21 protein-coding genes are annotated in these 17,138 nt (G+C 42.0%); 16 read left to right on the top strand and 5 right to left on the bottom strand.

Features of this window, described 5'->3' with window-relative positions; translation table 11 throughout:
* Positions 1 to 82: 82 nt before the first annotated feature.
* Positions 83 to 520 (bottom strand): acyl-CoA thioesterase, encoded by a 438-nt coding sequence (locus tag H6541_03340; GenBank protein MCB9014804.1) that lies wholly within the window; start codon positions 518 to 520, stop codon positions 83 to 85.
* 111 nt (positions 521 to 631) lie between these two features.
* Here H6541_03340 and H6541_03335 point away from each other — a divergent pair, with 111 nt between their 5' ends.
* The 12 genes from H6541_03335 (at position 632) to H6541_03280 (ending at position 8,197) form a co-directional block, all read left to right on the top strand.
* On the top strand, positions 632 to 1,183 hold the full coding sequence (locus tag H6541_03335) for a DUF134 domain-containing protein (protein ID MCB9014803.1): 552 nt from the start codon (positions 632 to 634) through the stop codon (positions 1,181 to 1,183).
* Between the two features lie 13 nt (positions 1,184 to 1,196).
* A complete protein-coding gene (locus H6541_03330) occupies positions 1,197 to 1,523 on the top strand; it encodes a diguanylate cyclase (GenBank protein ID MCB9014802.1) in 327 nt (108 codons plus the stop codon).
* A gap of 2 nt (positions 1,524 to 1,525) precedes the next feature.
* A complete protein-coding gene (locus H6541_03325) occupies positions 1,526 to 1,708 on the top strand; it encodes a DUF5320 domain-containing protein (GenBank protein ID MCB9014801.1) in 183 nt (60 codons plus the stop codon).
* Positions 1,709 to 1,736: 28 nt separating this feature from the next.
* The gene (locus H6541_03320) at positions 1,737 to 2,000 is read left to right on the top strand and encodes a DUF5320 domain-containing protein (protein MCB9014800.1); all 264 of its coding nucleotides are present in this window, start codon (positions 1,737 to 1,739) and stop codon (positions 1,998 to 2,000) included.
* 53 nt (positions 2,001 to 2,053) lie between these two features.
* Positions 2,054 to 2,434, top strand: a complete 381-nt coding sequence (locus tag H6541_03315; protein MCB9014799.1) for an ATPase — start codon at positions 2,054 to 2,056, stop codon at positions 2,432 to 2,434.
* 71 nt (positions 2,435 to 2,505) lie between these two features.
* On the top strand, positions 2,506 to 2,952 hold the full coding sequence (locus H6541_03310; GenBank protein ID MCB9014798.1) for a CGGC domain-containing protein: 447 nt from the start codon (positions 2,506 to 2,508) through the stop codon (positions 2,950 to 2,952).
* Positions 2,945 to 3,829, top strand: coding sequence for an ATP-binding protein (locus H6541_03305; protein MCB9014797.1), 885 nt, complete (start codon positions 2,945 to 2,947; stop codon positions 3,827 to 3,829). Before H6541_03310 ends, H6541_03305 begins: the two co-directional genes overlap by 8 nt.
* On the top strand, positions 3,826 to 4,704 hold the full coding sequence (locus tag H6541_03300) for an ATP-binding protein (protein ID MCB9014796.1): 879 nt from the start codon (positions 3,826 to 3,828) through the stop codon (positions 4,702 to 4,704). The genes H6541_03305 and H6541_03300 overlap by 4 nt, the downstream gene beginning before the upstream one ends.
* Before the next feature lie 11 nt (positions 4,705 to 4,715).
* The gene (locus H6541_03295; GenBank protein ID MCB9014795.1) at positions 4,716 to 5,054 is read left to right on the top strand and encodes a NifB/NifX family molybdenum-iron cluster-binding protein; all 339 of its coding nucleotides are present in this window, start codon (positions 4,716 to 4,718) and stop codon (positions 5,052 to 5,054) included.
* Positions 5,055 to 5,116: 62 nt separating this feature from the next.
* Complete coding sequence (cobO, locus tag H6541_03290; protein MCB9014794.1) at positions 5,117 to 5,629, top strand: cob(I)yrinic acid a,c-diamide adenosyltransferase; 513 nt, start codon at positions 5,117 to 5,119, stop codon at positions 5,627 to 5,629.
* 16 nt (positions 5,630 to 5,645) lie between these two features.
* Positions 5,646 to 6,827: an aminotransferase class I/II-fold pyridoxal phosphate-dependent enzyme gene (locus H6541_03285; protein MCB9014793.1), complete on the top strand. Its 1,182-nt coding sequence runs from the start codon at positions 5,646 to 5,648 to the stop codon at positions 6,825 to 6,827.
* Positions 6,828 to 6,838: 11 nt separating this feature from the next.
* Positions 6,839 to 8,197 carry an NAD(P)/FAD-dependent oxidoreductase gene (locus H6541_03280; protein ID MCB9014792.1) on the top strand — a complete coding sequence of 453 codons (1,359 nt, stop codon included), beginning with the start codon at positions 6,839 to 6,841 and terminating at the stop codon, positions 8,195 to 8,197.
* Positions 8,198 to 8,461: 264 nt separating this feature from the next.
* Here H6541_03280 and H6541_03275 read toward each other — a convergent pair whose 3' ends face one another.
* A complete protein-coding gene (locus tag H6541_03275) occupies positions 8,462 to 8,701 on the bottom strand; it encodes a hypothetical protein (GenBank protein MCB9014791.1) in 240 nt (79 codons plus the stop codon).
* Positions 8,702 to 8,946: 245 nt separating this feature from the next.
* Here H6541_03275 and H6541_03270 point away from each other — a divergent pair, with 245 nt between their 5' ends.
* On the top strand, positions 8,947 to 9,636 hold the full coding sequence (locus H6541_03270; GenBank protein ID MCB9014790.1) for a Crp/Fnr family transcriptional regulator: 690 nt from the start codon (positions 8,947 to 8,949) through the stop codon (positions 9,634 to 9,636).
* 78 nt (positions 9,637 to 9,714) lie between these two features.
* On the opposite strand, the gene H6541_03265 is transcribed toward H6541_03270, so the two are convergent.
* Positions 9,715 to 10,407: a Crp/Fnr family transcriptional regulator gene (locus H6541_03265; protein ID MCB9014789.1), complete on the bottom strand. Its 693-nt coding sequence runs from the start codon at positions 10,405 to 10,407 to the stop codon at positions 9,715 to 9,717.
* Between the two features lie 223 nt (positions 10,408 to 10,630).
* Here H6541_03265 and H6541_03260 point away from each other — a divergent pair, with 223 nt between their 5' ends.
* The 3 genes from H6541_03260 (at position 10,631) to H6541_03250 (ending at position 13,699) form a co-directional block, all read left to right on the top strand.
* Complete coding sequence (locus H6541_03260; GenBank protein MCB9014788.1) at positions 10,631 to 11,635, top strand: rhodanese-like domain-containing protein; 1,005 nt, start codon at positions 10,631 to 10,633, stop codon at positions 11,633 to 11,635.
* A 65-nt stretch (positions 11,636 to 11,700) separates the two neighbouring features.
* Positions 11,701 to 12,825 carry a hypothetical protein gene (locus H6541_03255; GenBank protein MCB9014787.1) on the top strand — a complete coding sequence of 375 codons (1,125 nt, stop codon included), beginning with the start codon at positions 11,701 to 11,703 and terminating at the stop codon, positions 12,823 to 12,825.
* 7 nt (positions 12,826 to 12,832) lie between these two features.
* Positions 12,833 to 13,699 (top strand): sulfurtransferase, encoded by an 867-nt coding sequence (locus tag H6541_03250; protein MCB9014786.1) that lies wholly within the window; start codon positions 12,833 to 12,835, stop codon positions 13,697 to 13,699.
* A gap of 55 nt (positions 13,700 to 13,754) precedes the next feature.
* On the opposite strand, the gene H6541_03245 is transcribed toward H6541_03250, so the two are convergent.
* The gene (locus H6541_03245) at positions 13,755 to 16,463 is read right to left on the bottom strand and encodes a hypothetical protein (protein MCB9014785.1); all 2,709 of its coding nucleotides are present in this window, start codon (positions 16,461 to 16,463) and stop codon (positions 13,755 to 13,757) included.
* 11 nt (positions 16,464 to 16,474) lie between these two features.
* Entirely contained in the window at positions 16,475 to 16,885 is a 411-nt protein-coding gene (locus tag H6541_03240; GenBank protein MCB9014784.1) for a Rieske (2Fe-2S) protein, read from the bottom strand.
* Positions 16,886 to 17,138: the final 253 nt, after the last annotated feature.

Below are 17,138 nucleotides of genomic sequence, written 5' to 3'. Positions count from 1 at the left end.
TATTATACTTCCTTTCAGAAATTTATAATTATTGTACACATCCTTGCCTTACAGCAAGGATGTTTTTTTTTGAAAAACATTTTCAAACTGAAACAGATACCTCAACCGGTTCCTCTACATGCCGGACATTGCAACTCTTTCTGTAATCAATCAAAACAGGCTTGTGATTGGCATCTACAGCCGCAAAAGTAAACAGAGCTTCCATCGCAAGTTGTCTCATTCCTGCATATTTATCTTCCATATACAACTCAACCCCGACTTCAATCTTAACACATTTTACATTCCTTATCCTGCCAATTATTTCAACAATTTTTCCTGCCGGAACCGGCAATTTAAAATTAACCTTATCAACTGAAACCGTCACCATCCGCATTCTAGAAAAACGCGTAGCCGTAATGTAAGCCACCTCATCCATCCATTGCATAGCAGTTCCGCCAAATAAAATACCCTGATCGTTTAACAAGCCGGGAAGTATTACTCTGCATTGTCTGGTTTCTGATGTATCTTTCTTTTTCTCCATCCTGAAAAATATTTTGGCAAATATATGCAGAAATATTTTTCATTTGAGCTATTGTTCATTATCTTTGTAGCGAACAATAGCTTATTTTATATGTCGCCCAGACTTAAAAGAATTCGAAAAATTTCAAATCCCCCTATTATCAAGGGGTTTAAGCCATATGGTTTAGGAGCGGATAACCAGGCCGGAGAACCTGTCAATCTGTTATTTGAAGAGTATGAAGCTTTGCGCCTTAGCGATTATGACAAGCTGAACCATCAACAGGCTTCGGTGATGATGGGAGTATCCAGGCCCACATTTACCCGCATTTATGCATCAGCCCTTCAAAAAATTGCGAGGGCATTTGTTGAAGGAGCTCAGATCGCCATTGAAGGAGGAAAAGTTTACTTCGACAGCGACTGGTACAAATGCCATGCCTGCGATTGTTTTTTCAACAATCCGCACAAGGATTTTGCATTGCTTAATTGTCCTTTGTGTGGAAGTCATCAAATCAAACAATTTGATTACAACGAAGAATCAATTCAGGACACAACAAAGATTTACGATAACGCCTGTATATGTCCTCAATGCGGCTACCAACAGGAACACCAGGCCGGGAATCCATGCAAAAGCGTAAAATGTCAGAATTGCGGAAGCCTGATGATGAGAAAAAGAAACGCTGACTAATAAAGGGAAAATCATGAAAATTGCGATAGCTTCTAAAGGCAACACACTGGAATCAGTCTTAGATACAAGCTTTGGGCGTTCAGCCTATTTTGTGGTATACGATACCGAAACCCATGCCATGGAGTTTATTCCCAATCCTAACAAAAATCTGGAAGAAGGAGCCGGCTCAGCTTCGGTACAGTTACTCGCAACCCGCAATGTTTCTATAATAATAGCCTATGAGTTCGGGCAAAAAATCAAACCCCTGCTCGACAGCCTTAAAATCCAAATGATTGTAATCAGGGATACTTCAAAGGAAGTACAGCAAATGATTGATATGTTAAATCATGGAGGAAAATAAAAATGCCAAAACTTGACGGAACCGGTCCTGAAGGAGAAGGAGCCCAAACAGGCCGAAAACTGGGAAGATGCAGCGAAGCTGATGCTGATGAAAAATTAGCCAAACTGGGCAAAGGAATGGGCAAAAAGAAACATTCCGGCGGAGGAAGCGGTAAAGGAAAGAGACTTAAAACCGATTTAAAATAGTACAAACTAATTCAAAAAGGAGGTCAGTATGCCAGGATTAAATCATAAAGGTCCTACAGGACAAGGTCCAATGACCGGACGCAGAATGGGGCGTTGTACAAACTTTGGAGCAAATCTGAAAAAACACCCTGAAACAGACAACGAAATTCCGGAAAACAAAATAACTGAAAACCCTTCGGAATCAATGCCTGGCCGGGGAATGGGAATGGGAAGAGGGTTCGGTCGCGGACGCGGACGTGGCCTTGGCAGACAAAACCGTTTCAGAGGTGGTCAAAGTTCAATTGATTCATAACAAACTGTCTTTCAAAATAATCAAACAACTAATCAATTTTATCAAACCAAAAAATGACAAAGAAAAAAATTGCAATTCCAATGGTTGGGAATTTACTATCAGAACACTTCGGACATTGCCAGGCATTTGCATACGTTGATGTTGAAGCAGATACCATTACCAATATTACCATGATGAATCCACCTGAACACCAACCCGGAACATTCCCTCGTTGGGTTGCCTCTAATGGCGCTACTGATGTAATTGCGGGAGGTATGGGACCTATGGCGGTAAACCTCTTTAACGAAGCCGGGGTCAATGTATTTGTAGGTGCTCCGGTTGATACGCCAACAAATCTGGTAAATCAGTTTTTAAGCGGCAAGCTGAACCTGAATGCCAACTACTGCGATCATCATGGTGATGAAGGCCATCATGGTCATGGACACAATTGTTAAAATTTCTACTGCTGTAACCCAGGCCTGTGCAAAATAATGCCAGTTGCCCGGCCATTGGCAAATAAATGATGATGACAGAAAAAATTAAAGTAGGCATAATCATTTGCAACAGATACCAATCTTGTGCAGGTGGTAAATGTTTCAGGGCATTTCAAAGGAAAGAAGGTGGTTTTGCCATTTATCGCGACAATGAAATTGAATTGGCAGCATATACGACCTGTGGTGGCTGTCCGGGTGGAAATATTGAATATGCGCCCGAAGAAATGCGTAAAAATGGTGTAACTCATGTTCATTTTGCCACCGGATTTTTAGTGGGATATCCTCCATGCCCGTATATGGAGCATTTTGCAAAGTTTATCCCCGAAAAATACGGGATGAAAGTCATTTTCGGAACGCATCCTATTCCACAAAAATACTTTATCACGCATAGTCATATGACGACCTGGGAAACACCATTTTTACAAAAAGCCATTCAGCCAACGCTTACCGACGAGAAAACAAGACTATCGTATGACTAACCAAAAGTCCTTCAAAATAGCCATAGCAAGCGGCAAGGGAGGCACCGGCAAAACAACCCTTTCCACCAATCTTGCCGCTTTCATTGCCGAGCAGGAAGAAGTGCTTTTGGTCGATTTGGATGTTGAAGAACCCAATAGCGGTTTGTTTATAGAGAGCTCTCTTAAACATGAAGAGGAAAACTTAAAAATGATACCACATTGGGATGCTGAATTGTGTACGCTGTGCGGCTTGTGCCAGAAAGTATGTCAATATCATGCAGTCATTCAGCTTGGCCCTTCCATTATTGTATTTCCTGAACTATGTCACAGCTGTTATGCCTGTTCTGAATTGTGCCCGGCTGCTGCTTTGCCAATGATATCCAAAAGAACAGGAATGTTGCGCGATTTTCAGGCAGAAAGACTTCATCTGGTAGAAAGCCGCCTCGATATTGGAGAGGAGCAAGCAGTTTCTACAATTGCTCATACAAAAAAATACAGTGCTGAAAAGTATGGTCATATCCGTATAGCCATATTTGACTCACCACCCGGCACTTCTTGCCCGATGCTGGAAGCCACCAAAGATGCGGACTTTGTGATACTGGTTACCGAACCCACCCCTTTTGGCCTTCACGATTTAAGTCTGGCCGTTGAAACCATGCGAAGTTTAAATAAGAAATTCGGAGTGGTCATCAATCGCGATGGGATTGGCAATGATGCAGTCAACAATTATTGTATTCAAGAAAACATACCTGTATTGGCTAAAATCCCCAACAGTCGGCAAATAGCAGAATTATACTCATCAGGCAAGCTTATTTATCAACATTTTCCGGCCATAAGCGAAGCACTGGCACGCATCATCCATTATTGCACCTTATCAATACAGGAGGGAAGAGCATGAAGGAGATAGTGGTAATTTCAGGCAAGGGCGGTACCGGAAAAACATCCATCACAGCTTCATTTGCAGTATTGGCTGGCACCAGTGTGGTGGTTGCCGATTGCGATGTGGATGCTGCCGACATGCACCTGCTGATGCAACCCCGGGTGGATGTTACCGAAGATTTTTATAGTGGACAAATCGCAAATATCAATCAAAGCCAATGTACCCGCTGCGGGAAATGCATCAATATATGCCGTTTCGACGCCATCTCATTGAGAAATAAACAATACATTATTGATCCATTGAGCTGCGAAGGCTGCGGTTATTGCGCCCGTATTTGCCCCACGAAAGCTATTGTCAACAGGGAACGTCTTGCAGGACAATGGTATATTTCCAACATCAAAACCGGAAGCCTAATGGTGCATGCAAAGCTGGGAATAGGAGCAGATAATTCGGGAAAGCTTGTTGCTAAAGTAAAAGACGAAGCCAAAGAAATAGCCCTTGAAGAAAGAAGAGAAATAGTGTTGATAGACGGACCTCCGGGTGTGGGATGCCCTGTATTGTCATCTCTTTCCGGATCAAACTACGTTGTTTTGGTTACCGAACCTACAGTTTCGGGTCTTCATGATTTAAAGCGCGTGTACGATTTGGTAAAAAAATTCAGAATCAAAGCTGGTTGCATCATCAACAAAGCAGATGTGAACCCTGCAAAAACCGCCGAAATCAAACAATTTCTTACCCGTGAAAATATTGCACACATCAGCGACTTGCCCTATGATGAAAACTTTACCAAAGCTATGACGCAAGGAAAAACCATTGTAGAGTTTGATAACGGACAGTTAAAAAACACATTGACAGATAGCTGGAATAAAATAAAACAGCTGGTAAATGATTAAAACCTCAAAAAATGAAAATAGCATTCACCGCCACAGGAACTAACTGGGAATCAATGATTGACCCACGTTTTGGCAGAACAGAATACATTGTAATTTATGATGAAGAACGGCAGAATTTAACAGGACATGATAACAGTGCCGTGAAGAACGATGCACATGGAGCAGGCACAGCTACATCGCAACGGATTTTTGAATTGAAACCCGATGTGCTGATTACCGGAAATGGCCCGGGTGAACACGCCTCAAATGCCCTTAAACACCTGAATATGAAAATATTTGCTGATGCGCAGGAATTGACCCTGAAGCAAGCATACGAATCTTTTAAGAGTGGGAAACTCAGAGAAATCTGACAACGCCTGAAGTTGATGGATTTGTTCATTTTCAGCTGCTAAGATGCTCAATAAAAAATAAAATGAAAGGCTATATTCAATTGTATACCGGCAACGGCAAAGGTAAAACCACTGCCGCTCTTGGCCTCGCATTAAGGGCCGCCGGAAATGGCATGCGCATTTTTATAGCCCAGTTTGTAAAAGGAATGCATTATGCTGAACTCGAATCAATCAAGCGAATCCCGGAAATTGAACTAAAACAATACGGGTTGGATTGCTTTATTGAGCATAAGCCAACTCAAAATGATATCGAAGCGGCACGAAAAGGTTTGGCAGAAGTGGCTGATATTATCGTTCAAAACAAATACAATCTGGTAATCCTCGATGAAGTATGTATTGCGTTGTACTACCATCTTTTCGAAACAGAAGAACTTATTTCAATCCTGAAAACCAAACCCTGTAATATGGAGATTGTTTTGACGGGGCGTTATGCTCCGCTTGAACTTATTGAAATAGCCGATCTGGTGACCGAAATGACTGAAATTAAACATTACTACCATAACGGAATTGAAGCCCGCAAGGGAATTGAATTTTAACCTAATACTACAAAAAATGAATACGAATGACAAAGGATTCAACACCAAACTGATTCATGCTGGAGCATTTGATGACGAGTTTGGAAGTGCAACAGTTCCAATTTACCAGACTTCCACCTTTAAATTTAAAAGTGCGCAGGATGGGGCAGATTGCTTTTCAGGAAAAAGCGACGGATACATTTACACCCGCATTGGAAATCCAACCATCCGTGCTTTTGAGCAGAATATTGCCGCCTTGGAAAACGGGTACGACGGCATTGCCACCAGCTCAGGAATGGGAGCCGTAAGTACCGTTTACATGGCCTTGCTTGGTGCCGGAAGTCACATCGTAAGCTCCGATGCCGTTTATGGCCCCGCCAGAGGTGTGCTAGAACAGGATTTCTCACGCTTTAATGTAGAAGCAACATTTGTAAATACTTCAAAACCCGAAAATATCATTGCAGCCATAAAACCCAACACCAGGGTGCTGTATATAGAAACTCCTGCAAATCCAACCATGGAAATTACGGATATTGCAGCCTGTGCGAAAATTGCCAAAGAGCATAACCTTCTTTTGGTTGTAGATAATACATTCTGCTCACCCTATCTGCAAAAACCACTTGATTTGGGTGCTGATGTGGTGTTGCATTCCATTACCAAATTTATCAATGGCCATGCCGATATCGTTGGAGGCGTAATTGTGGCAAAAGACCCTGACCTGTACAAAAAAATCAGGCACTCAATGGTTTACATGGGATGCAACATGGATCCCACCCAGGCTTTTATGGTTGTTAGAGGCGTTAAAACGCTGGCTATCCGCATTGAACGTGCCCAGGAAAATGCCATGAAAGTTGCCCGTTTTCTTCAATCTCACCCCAAAGTAGCCTGGATAAAATACCCGGGACTGGAATCTCATCCTCAATATGAACTTGCAAAAACACAAATGAAAGGTTTTGGCTCCATGATGAGCTTTGGCCTTAAAGGAGGATATGAAGCAGGCAAAAAACTCATGGACAATGTGCATCTGGCCATTTTGGCTGTTTCGTTGGGCGGTGTTGAAACACTCATTCAGCATCCGGCTTCTATGACTCATGCTGCTGTTAGCCATGAAAATAAACTTGCCGCAGGTATCACCGACGACCTGGTCAGATTTTCAGTTGGAATCGAAGATGTTGATGACATCATCAATGACTTAAAACACGCTTTAGAAACAATTTAACTCCTGCCCTTATGAAAAGTACAGATGTTTTAATAATCGGTGGTAGTGCTGCCGGTATGGTTGCTGCATTAACAGGTAAGGCTCACTGGCCCGATAAAGAATTTATCCTTGTAAAGAAACAAAAGGATATGATGGTTCCCTGTGGCATTCCTTATATTTTTGGTACGCTTGAAAGTACCGATAAAAATCTGATGCCCGTTGATGCCATGATGCAGAAAAACGGAATTACCTCCCTGGTGGATGAAGCTGTTGAAATTCATACCGATAAAAAAGAGGTTTTATTTGCAAGCGGTGAAAAAATCAGCTATCGGAAACTGGTAGTTGCCACCGGATCTACTCCTATGAAACCCAAATGGCTTCAAGGCGCAGATTTACAAAATGTTTTTGTTATTCCGAAAGACCGAAACTACCTTGACGAAATGAAAACCCGGTTGGGCAAAGCCAAAAACATTGCTGTTATTGGTGCCGGTTTTATTGGTGTTGAACTTTCAGATGAACTTACCAAACATGGCTACAATGTCACGCTTATTGAAAAAATGCCCCATATCCTTGGGCTTGCATTTGACCCTGAAATTGCCGAAAAAATTCACGAAATGCTGGTTGCCCGTGGTGTAAACGTGATTACAGGCAAAGGAATCAGCAAAGTAATAGGGGCCGATAAAGTGGAAGCCATTGAACTGGAAGACGGTCAAAAAGTTGAAATGGATGCCGTAGTGCTCTCCATCGGATACAAACCCAACTCCGAACTGGCCAAAAAATCAGGCATACAGGTAGATGAAGATAATTTTATTGCGGTTGATGAATATATGCGCACCCATCATGCCGATGTATTTTCTGTAGGTGACTGCGCTCAGAAACGCGATTTTGTTACCCGCCGCCGTGTTCCCACTATGCTTGCCTCAACGGCTTGTGCTGAAGCCCGCATCGCCGGTATGAACCTGTTTGATCTGCAGGTGGTAAAAACTTTTAGTGGCACGATTGCCATTTATTCTACCGCTATTGGCGACACCGGATTCGGAACTGCCGGAATAACCGAACAACGGGCAAACGAAGAGGGTATTTCATGCATAACGGGCATGTTTGAAGGGATTAACCGTCACCCAGGCAATTTACCTGATGCACACAAACAAATCGTAAAATTAATCGCTGCTAAAAACTCAGGTGTCATCATCGGTGGCGAAGTTATCGGAGGTAAAGAAGCCGGCGAATTGACCAACGTTATCGGATTGGCTATTCAAAACCGTATGTCAGTAAATTCGTTTCTGACCATGCAGATTGGAACACACCCCTGTTTGACCGCTTCACCAGCCGCATATCCTTTAATTAAAGCGGCTGAAATGATTTCAATCAAGATGTTTCACAATAATTAAAACGCCTGACAATCGACATAGTTAAAGCAGTACGTTTCAGGTGTAAATCCTGTTCGTACTGCTTTTTTTTAGTTTAAGAACGATATTCCCAATATAACAACATCTCCCAATGGCAATCAAGCTAAACGGTAAACTTTGGTAATACAGATTGTCATATGAAAGGATGAAAGAAAAAGTGTGCATAAAAAAAGCAACCTTTCCGGTTGCTTTAGCATGTCTTTAATTTAAGAGTCCCGATCTTAACCGGTTTTCATTTCTGCAATTCTATGCTTGAAACGAATGACTTTTTTTATACTCACGATGCCATTCCTTTGCTATCAAACCCAATATTGCAAGAACTGAAGCTCCGATAAGAATCTTGGCAACGAGGCAGAAAACGGTGCAGTAAGGCTGTGCATCAGCACTACAGGCACAGGTTACACCTCCGATAACCATCAAAAGAATGTATACCACAAAGAATGTAACCGGAATATAAAGAGCTGCTTTTATCAGAATTGCTTTCATCGGCTTTTGTTTTAAGTTAAACGAATCAGACTTCTTACTGGCAGGTAAAAGAAAACTGGTAAAACTCACGATTCATTAATACATCACTTTTTATGCAATGCCTGAAAGTTCCCTCTTCTTTATCTGCTTCTACAAAATTAAGGCTGTTGATACCTGGTCTGACCAATATTTATGTGATAAACATCACCAATTATTTGTGATAAATATCACATGTTGTATCTTTGATAAATAAAAAACCGGAAAGAATGATAACGATACAGAATAAATGTAGCCTTTGTGCTGATAAATCATGCGCAGTTTCTGTTCTCACACCAGAGGAGTTAGAACTCTTATCGGGCAATTGCGCCGGGGTTGCGTTAAAAAAAGGAGAAACACTTTCACGTGAAGGAGCGCTCCCCTCTAATATCATATACCTGAGATCGGGTTTAGTAAAGGAATCAATCATTGGAATTAACGGGAAAGAACAAATTGTACAGATTATCAAACCCCTCTTTTACATAGGTGTATCAACCATGCTGGGAGCCAAGGTAAGTCACTTCAATTATAAAGTACTCACTGATGCACAAGTCTGCTACATCGACGCATCTATTTTTAAAAAACTGGTAAAGCAGAACGGACATTTTGCTTTTGAAATAATGACAGCCTTATGCCGCGAAAATCTGGGCAATTATCATCGGTTTGTTGAAAACAATCAGAAACAGCTGTACGGAAGACTAGCCCACTCATTACTTTCCTTCAGAGAAGATATTTTTGACTCTGTTGAATTTGATTTACCCGTCACACACAGCGACCTTGCTGCCCTGATTTCAACAACCCGCGAAAGCGTAACCCGCGGATTGTCAAAATTCTGTAAGGAAGGGATAATTGGAATTGAGAAAAATCATGTCAAAATTCTTGACGAAACCCGCTTGCACGACATCAGCCGCAACGGATAACCAATCCCAGCCTGTTCAATTAAAGAAAGAAACAGAAAAGTATCATCAGAAGCGCATATCCAGCTGCGCACATATTTATCAGCCTTTTTCGCTGATTCTCTCAAGTCGTGGAATATCAATAAGTGTAATTGACTTATTGTTGATTTCAATGATGTTGTCATCCTTAAAATCTTTCATAATACGAATCACACTCTCCGTCGACATACTGGTTAAATCGCTGAGATCACTTCTTGACAAGGGGAGGTCAAAAGAGTCTGATTTAAAAATACGCCTCGACAGGCAGAGCAAAATATCGGCCAGCCGTCCGTGCAATTGCTTTTGTGTTAGGCTGAAAAACCGGCCATAGGACTGAGATGTGCTTTCATTCAGAATATTGATAACCCTGTATCCAAATGCAGGGTTTTGTCTGAGCAATTGTTTGAAAACCTGCACATCAATAAGCCGGACTGAGGACTCGGTATACGTACTGATGCTGTATAAAAATGTATTGTTCCCCTCAAAAAGAGCCTGAAGGCCTAGAAGATTAAACTTGGGTGTAATGGTAAGAATAAGATTTTTTGCGCTCCCTTCAAGATAAACTTTAACAAGCCCCTTTTCAACATACATGATATGAGAAGCAAAAGAGCCCTGCTTACATATGGTCTCGCCTTTCTTATAATTTACCAGAACCGAGGTGCTATCAATCATTTGCTTTTCTTCGGCAGAAAGTAAATCGAAGCAAGAAACTTCGTAAACAAATGAAACACAAGTGTCTGCGCCAGATACTGACATATATAGATGTTTGTTTTCGAGGATAAAAGTACTACAATACTAACAAATTTTATGATTTAAATCAGTTTTTTTTTGATGCAAGGCAGATTATTAGCAATTCAATAGAGGTATCAGCTTCTGAAATTAATAAAACTGAAGGTCTAGATTTGTGAACTGAATAACAATGTAAAAAACAATAAATCAATCAATAACAATTCACAACAAAAACCAAAACAACAACATTATGAAAAAACTTATCAATCTTGCGGTTTTATTGGCCCTCGTGCCTGTACTAATGATGACTTCCTGTAAAAAGGATGAACCGGAAACAGTAAATGCTTATCAGACATTAAAAACCTATATGGTGACCAATGCGCTTGACCTGCCTGATTTAGCTAAAAACTGGGTAGTGGATCCCAAATCAACCAACATGGGCGGTATCGTTGATTCTGTAACAGGAACCATTCCTTCTTATCACGTGTTTGATATCCGTCCTGCTGCTGATTTTGCTGCCGGCCATATCAAAAATGCCATCAATGTAGCTTTGAAAGATGTAGTTACGACTGCTGCCAACTACACTGATAAACCTATTTGCGTTGTTTGTTTTACCGGACAAACAGCCGGACAGGCAGTAATGGCACTGCGACTTTCAGGTTTTGCCAACGCTGTTGTTTTAAAATGGGGTATGGCAGGCTGGAATCCTAACAATAAAGGACCCTGGGTTTCCAACTCAGGACACGAAGTGCAGGCAAACGGAAATATTGCCGTTGGCAATGCAAACTGGGTAACCACAGCAGCACCTGCTGCCGGCAGTTTCGACGAGCCTGTATGGTCATCCACCGCCACTGATGGTGCCGCCATTCTTAAAGAAAGAGTTCAGGCTGTTCTTGACGCAGGATTTTCACCCATGTCAGGTAGTGATGTACTTGCCAATGCCACCAGTTACCAGATTCACAACTACTGGTCAAATGCTGATTATCTGACTTTCGGCCACTTTGCCGGTGCCAATAACACACCTGTTATTTCATTGGCCGGTGACCTTGTAAAAACCATCGATCCTTCAAAAGATGCCTTAATTTATTGCTATACCGGACAAACTTCAAGTATTGCCACATTCTGGCTCAACGTTCTGGGTTATAAAGCAAAAAGCATTGGTTTCGGCGCCAATCACCTGGTTTATGATCAATTGAAAGCATCAGCCAAACCTGTTTACAAAGGCCCTAAAAACTGGGCAGTAGTAACCAACTAATCTGATAACAATATTTAGCACAGAGGGGGAGCAATTGGTTGCTTCCCCTTTTAAAACTCACAACAATGAAGAAACTACTATTTACCTTAATGTTTTCAATGGTGGCCGGCTTAGCATCGGTAAGCGCCCAGGGCTGCATGGAGCCGACCTCTTCCACCGGTGGACCTTCCATCATTGGTTATATACAACCTGAGTTCAGGTACGAATTCAATGGCGACAATGCAGATGGATCTTCAAAAGATGCAGCCAGCTGGTGTATTCGCCGTGCCCGCCTTGGTTTTGCCGGCAATATCCCTTACGATTTTTCGTATTATGTACTCGCCGAGTTCAGCTCCTTCCAAAATGGACCTTATATGTTGGATGCTTTCGTTTCTTACAACAGATTCAAACCATGGTTCAGAATCTCTATGGGTCAGTTTAAAAAACCTTTTGGCCTCGAACTTTCAACCGGCTGTCAGGATTTATACACCATCAACAGGTCAAAAGTTGTGGAAGAACTTACAGCTCCCGATCGCGACTTAGGCGTCATGCTCAGCGGTACCAGCGGTGCTAAAAAATTCTTTGGCCTTGAAAAAGAGAACATTCTTTCATGGTATCTTTCTTTTACCAACGGAACCGGAAAAAATGTTTTTGATGGTGACCTGAAGAAAGATGTAGTAGGACGATTGGTCATTGCACCTTACGATTGGATTAGTATTGGCGGAAGCTACCTCTTTGGCAAACAGAAAAATCCGGACGTAACCGTTAAAACTATGGATGAACGCATGCGCTATGGTGCTGATATTCAATTGAAAAAATACAACTTTATTTTACAGGCCGAATATATCTTTGGCCAGGATAAAGGCTCAAAACTGATGGGTGGAGGCTGTGGCTCAACACCCGAACTTGTGGTTGGTGATTTTAAAAGCAATGGTTATTTTGCCCAGCTTATGTATAATACACCCTGGAAAATTATGCCCGTTGTAAAATATGAAACCTATGACCCCGATATGGATCTTGAAGACGATATCCACTCGGCATACAGAAACTCAACCATGACATTCGGACTGAACTACTACCCCAATGACTGGACAAGGGTTCAACTCAATTACATGTACAAAACCGAAACCAGCTCATCTACTGATTTGGTTAACTACAATGAGATTCCCAACGATATGCTTCAAATTCAGATTCAGGTTAAACTTAACTAAAACAACTATGAAAAAAACGAAAATCTTCATATTCCTCTTTTCTCTGGCTTTGTTTAGCCAGCAGCTATTTGCCGGTGAAATCAGCATTGATGCAAAAACTTTTGCATCGGAACTGAAATCCAATAAATCAATGGTGGTGATTGATGTTCAGGCTGCTGATGTGTATGCAAAACAACATATACAAGGCGCCATCAATATACCTCATAAAAGCCTTTATAAGGATGGTCCTGTTGAAGGACAATTTAAAGATGCTGCTGATTTGGCCGCTATTTTTGGCAAAAAAGGCGTAAGCAACACTTCTAAAATTGTGATTTACGATGATGGTTCACAAAAATACAACAGCCGCGTTTGGTGGGTTTTAAAATACCTGGGAGCCAACGATGTATATCTTTTACATAAAGATATGGCGCTTATGGAGGCTGCCCGTATACCCATGACTGCAACAGCCAAAAACCTTCCAGCAGCAACCTTTGAGGTTTCAATGAAACCCGAAATGAATATTGATATGGCCGCCGTGAAAGCATTGTCCGGAAACCAAAATGCTATACTGCTTGATGCACGCGAAAAAGCAGAATTTGATGGCATGGATAAAGACCAACGCAGCAAAGGTCATTTGCCCGGAGCTGTGCTGATGAACTTTAAAGAAGTACAGACTGCCAATGGCGCATTTAAATCAAAAGATGAAATTATTCAGGTGGCCACCGGTTTTGGGGCTACCCCTGAAAAAGAAGTAGTTGTTTACTGTCAGACTGGAATTAAAGCGGCAGTTCTCTACATCGCCCTGAAAGAAGTTGCTGGTTATCAGAATGTAAAATTGTACGCCGGAGCCTATGCCGAATGGGCTTCTGTTGCTGACAATCCTATTGTGAAATAGCTGAAAACCGGCACTTTGTTGTGAAAAAGCCATCTCTTGCGGGATGGCTTTTATTTTACCATACCGGTTTTATGCATTTACTACTCATCCTGCTCTGCACGACATCAAAATGAATCAATGATTCGCGCATAACATTGGATTCGGGCAAATGACAAGTCAGACACGCTCCTGCAAGCAGTATTCTTTTTTGTTCCTCAACATTAAACGGCCTCATATTTAACCTGGTTGCAGCCTGACCGGCTCTTTCTTTCATAAAGCCTGTCCACGCATCTTCAGGCAATCCATCAAAGGCTGAATTAGCATATTCAGCATCAAAAAACCATTTTCCCGATTTTGATAAAGTCAGGCTTCCCCTCCCAAAACCCAATGCCTGCGGGTTGTTATGACAGGATACACAGCTTCGTCCGGCTTTTTGTGTTGTGTGCGCCGAAACAGGTGCATAAAGCCTGTGAAACGACTGTGCATCAGCATGATTGAACGACTGTTTATCAATAGTCATTATCATTCCGGGAACAAAAGTTGTGATTTTCCCTCCGGCCACAGTGTTATCATTTTCATTGACACCTAAAACTGGTAACCCGGCAATACCTTCGGCCGAAAATTCCACCCATGTTCCTTTCCGGGGTTTACGTGTAAGCATGTCAAAGCCCATGGTTTCAGGCTCGTAAGCATTGTGGCAACCAATGCACTGGGGAGCCCATCCGGTGTGGCAGGCTTCACAACTTAGCCTCATATGCACTTTCCCCTCACTGCAAACAGTTGCAGGCGGTTTCATCACGACTTTGCCTGCCCCCGATTTCTTTATCAATTTCAATACATTCCCGTCTTCTTCAACCCTCGTATTAACCAATGGCCGATCTGCCTTTTGCGTTAAAACAACCTGTTCACCTTCAGTCGTATAATTTCTTAGCCAGGCTATGAGTTGTGTTTCCTGATCGGTGCGTGTGATCAATGACTTTTGGTGAGCCTTTTTAGCATGACAATCGCTGCATTGTATTTTTACAGCGTCTTCCTTATGCATATATTGATTTCCATCACCCATCACCTCATATGAGCCGTGACAATCAACACACAACATTCCGGCTGTGTGATGAACATCAGCAGGTTGCCTGATAAAAACACGTTGATCATGCAGCGTTTTTAAGTCATCGCGCCCTCTTGCCTCCTCAGGCTTCAGGTTTGTTTCATGCCAGCCTTCATAATTCATTGAGATACGACCCGAACGGCTATGGCAGCTGTTACAATGATCATTTTTTATATTAAGATTAATGGCAGGGTGAAATTCGGGAAAGTACTCTGATGTTCGCTGCTGTTTCAGTTGATGAAGGCTTGAAAGGGATTTTTCGTCATAATTCAGATGACAGGCCAAACATCCCCCTCCCCTGTCTATCCATTCATGCTGGCCCGGCACGGTTTTCTCCATGCCCAGATGACAGCCTGCACACAAATTTCTGAGATGCACATCGGCCGCTGATTGATGGCCAATATCATGCACATTGGCCAGGCCATCGGGTGTTTTATTTTCACCAAAAACCCACCGATCAACATTTACAATACCGGTTAAAGACGCCATAAGGCTGGTGGGAACCCTTTCAGTAACAGAAGGATGACATCCTGTATTTCCACAGGCTGCCGATGCATTTGACAGATTTCCGGGCACCACATACATCCTGCGGTGTGCCAGATTTTTATCAAGTGTAAGCGGGTCTCCCCCATGACAGGCATAACAACCAATATACCCGGGTTTATGGGCTTCACTAAAACCAGTCATGCCACTATGGCAACTCATGCACCCTTCTACCCGTCCCCCGATAATTTCAAGTTTTGCAGTATCGGCGGTTGGATGAAAAAAGTGATCCTTTACCAGCAAAGCCGGAATCCGGCTGCCAGGCGCCCAGGGCCATTGCCATTGCCACATGGCTCCCCTGAAAAAGAGTCCGGTAATAGTAAGCAAACCATAAACAACCAGGAATGCGAAGAAGAACTTCAGGATTAATTGCTTTTTCTTCTCATGCAGAAAATAGTACAGGTATAAAATTCCCGGTAAAAAAATAACACCAGCCACAGCATAGGATGGGTGAGGCAGCCAATGCAGAATTTCCTGAAGTCCGATAAAGTACCAGGGTCCTTTCATCAAATCATTATTCAGTTCGCTCAATGGCGCTCTGAAAAAAAGACTTACAAGTCCGATGATAATAAAGGTGAGGATAAATGTCTTTAATTTCACATTCAAACTACGGACATGCTCCAAAACCACAATAAAAATAATAATACTGGCCGTGGCTGCATGCTGAATATACAGCAGTTGCAAACTTCCGGAAGTGCCAACAAAAGTATCTGCCAACATGGAACCTGCCCACGGAACACTCCGGAGTAAAGAATCAAGAATACGCTGCGCCTGTAAGCTATCTCCATCGGCTTTTAAAATAAAACCCGAAATCATAACATAAAACACAAAGAGCAACGAAAATGAGAGTCTGAACCAAACTCCTTTTTTCCTAATGCCTTTTTCCCCTTTATTAAGCAAATGGTCGAAAAGGTGGACAATGGTCAGCATCAGAAAAAGCTGGGCACTCCAGTAATGAACATTTCTGGCATATGAAGCAGCCTGATTGGCTGTAACCAGGCGACTAACTGACAAATACGGGTTGGTAATGTCATAGGGAACTGCTAACAAAACTCCGGAAACCGCACATAAAATCAAAGCAGAAGCAGCTACCCATCCCCAGGTGTCAAAGACAAGTAATTCCTTCAGTTTCTTCATTTTATCCATAGTTAACTGATAACAACTATTTCACCGGTTTTCGAATCTACTTTATATGTTAGTCTGTGCAGCGGCAAAATAGCAGGCCCGCGTAAAACAGCCCCTGTTTTTGCATTAAATTTTGAACCATGACACGGGCAAACCAATTCTCCCGAAATTTCCCGGTTTATCAGGCAACCCGCGTGGGTACATTTGTTAGAAAATATGCTGGTTTTGCCCTCATTAACCGAAACAATAAAGTTATCATAAAAATAAACTCCGTCACCCAGTTTTCTTGTATCGATACGCCATTCCACTGGTTTTGACAGCAACTTCCTGTTTTTTCCTGTAAGTATATACCAGAAAGCCAAAAACAACGCAGTTCCGGCAATCGGAACCAGCTTAAGAAATGCGCGCCGGTTATAAAATTCTGAAATTTTCACGTTATTCAAATGAAATCCAAAACTAATAAGAAATTACAAGGGTCAAACAATGATTTTTAAACATACCCGGGCTTAAGGTCATATTATTTTATGACGCCTGACGACTTTTATATTGACAAGTTCGACAAACGCCCTACTATTTGATATTCAGTGTTTTAAAAAATTTCCTTCAAATTTATATGCATTCTAAACAATTTTATACAATGCTGTTTTTCAATACTTTATGAGGATATGAAATTAAAGCCCCAAAACT

Source organism: Lentimicrobiaceae bacterium, from assembly GCA_020636745.1.
Taxonomy (GTDB): Bacteria; Bacteroidota; Bacteroidia; order Bacteroidales; family Lentimicrobiaceae; genus Lentimicrobium.
Note: the sequence above shows the minus strand (reverse complement) of the source record. Positions and strands in the feature narration are given on the sequence as shown.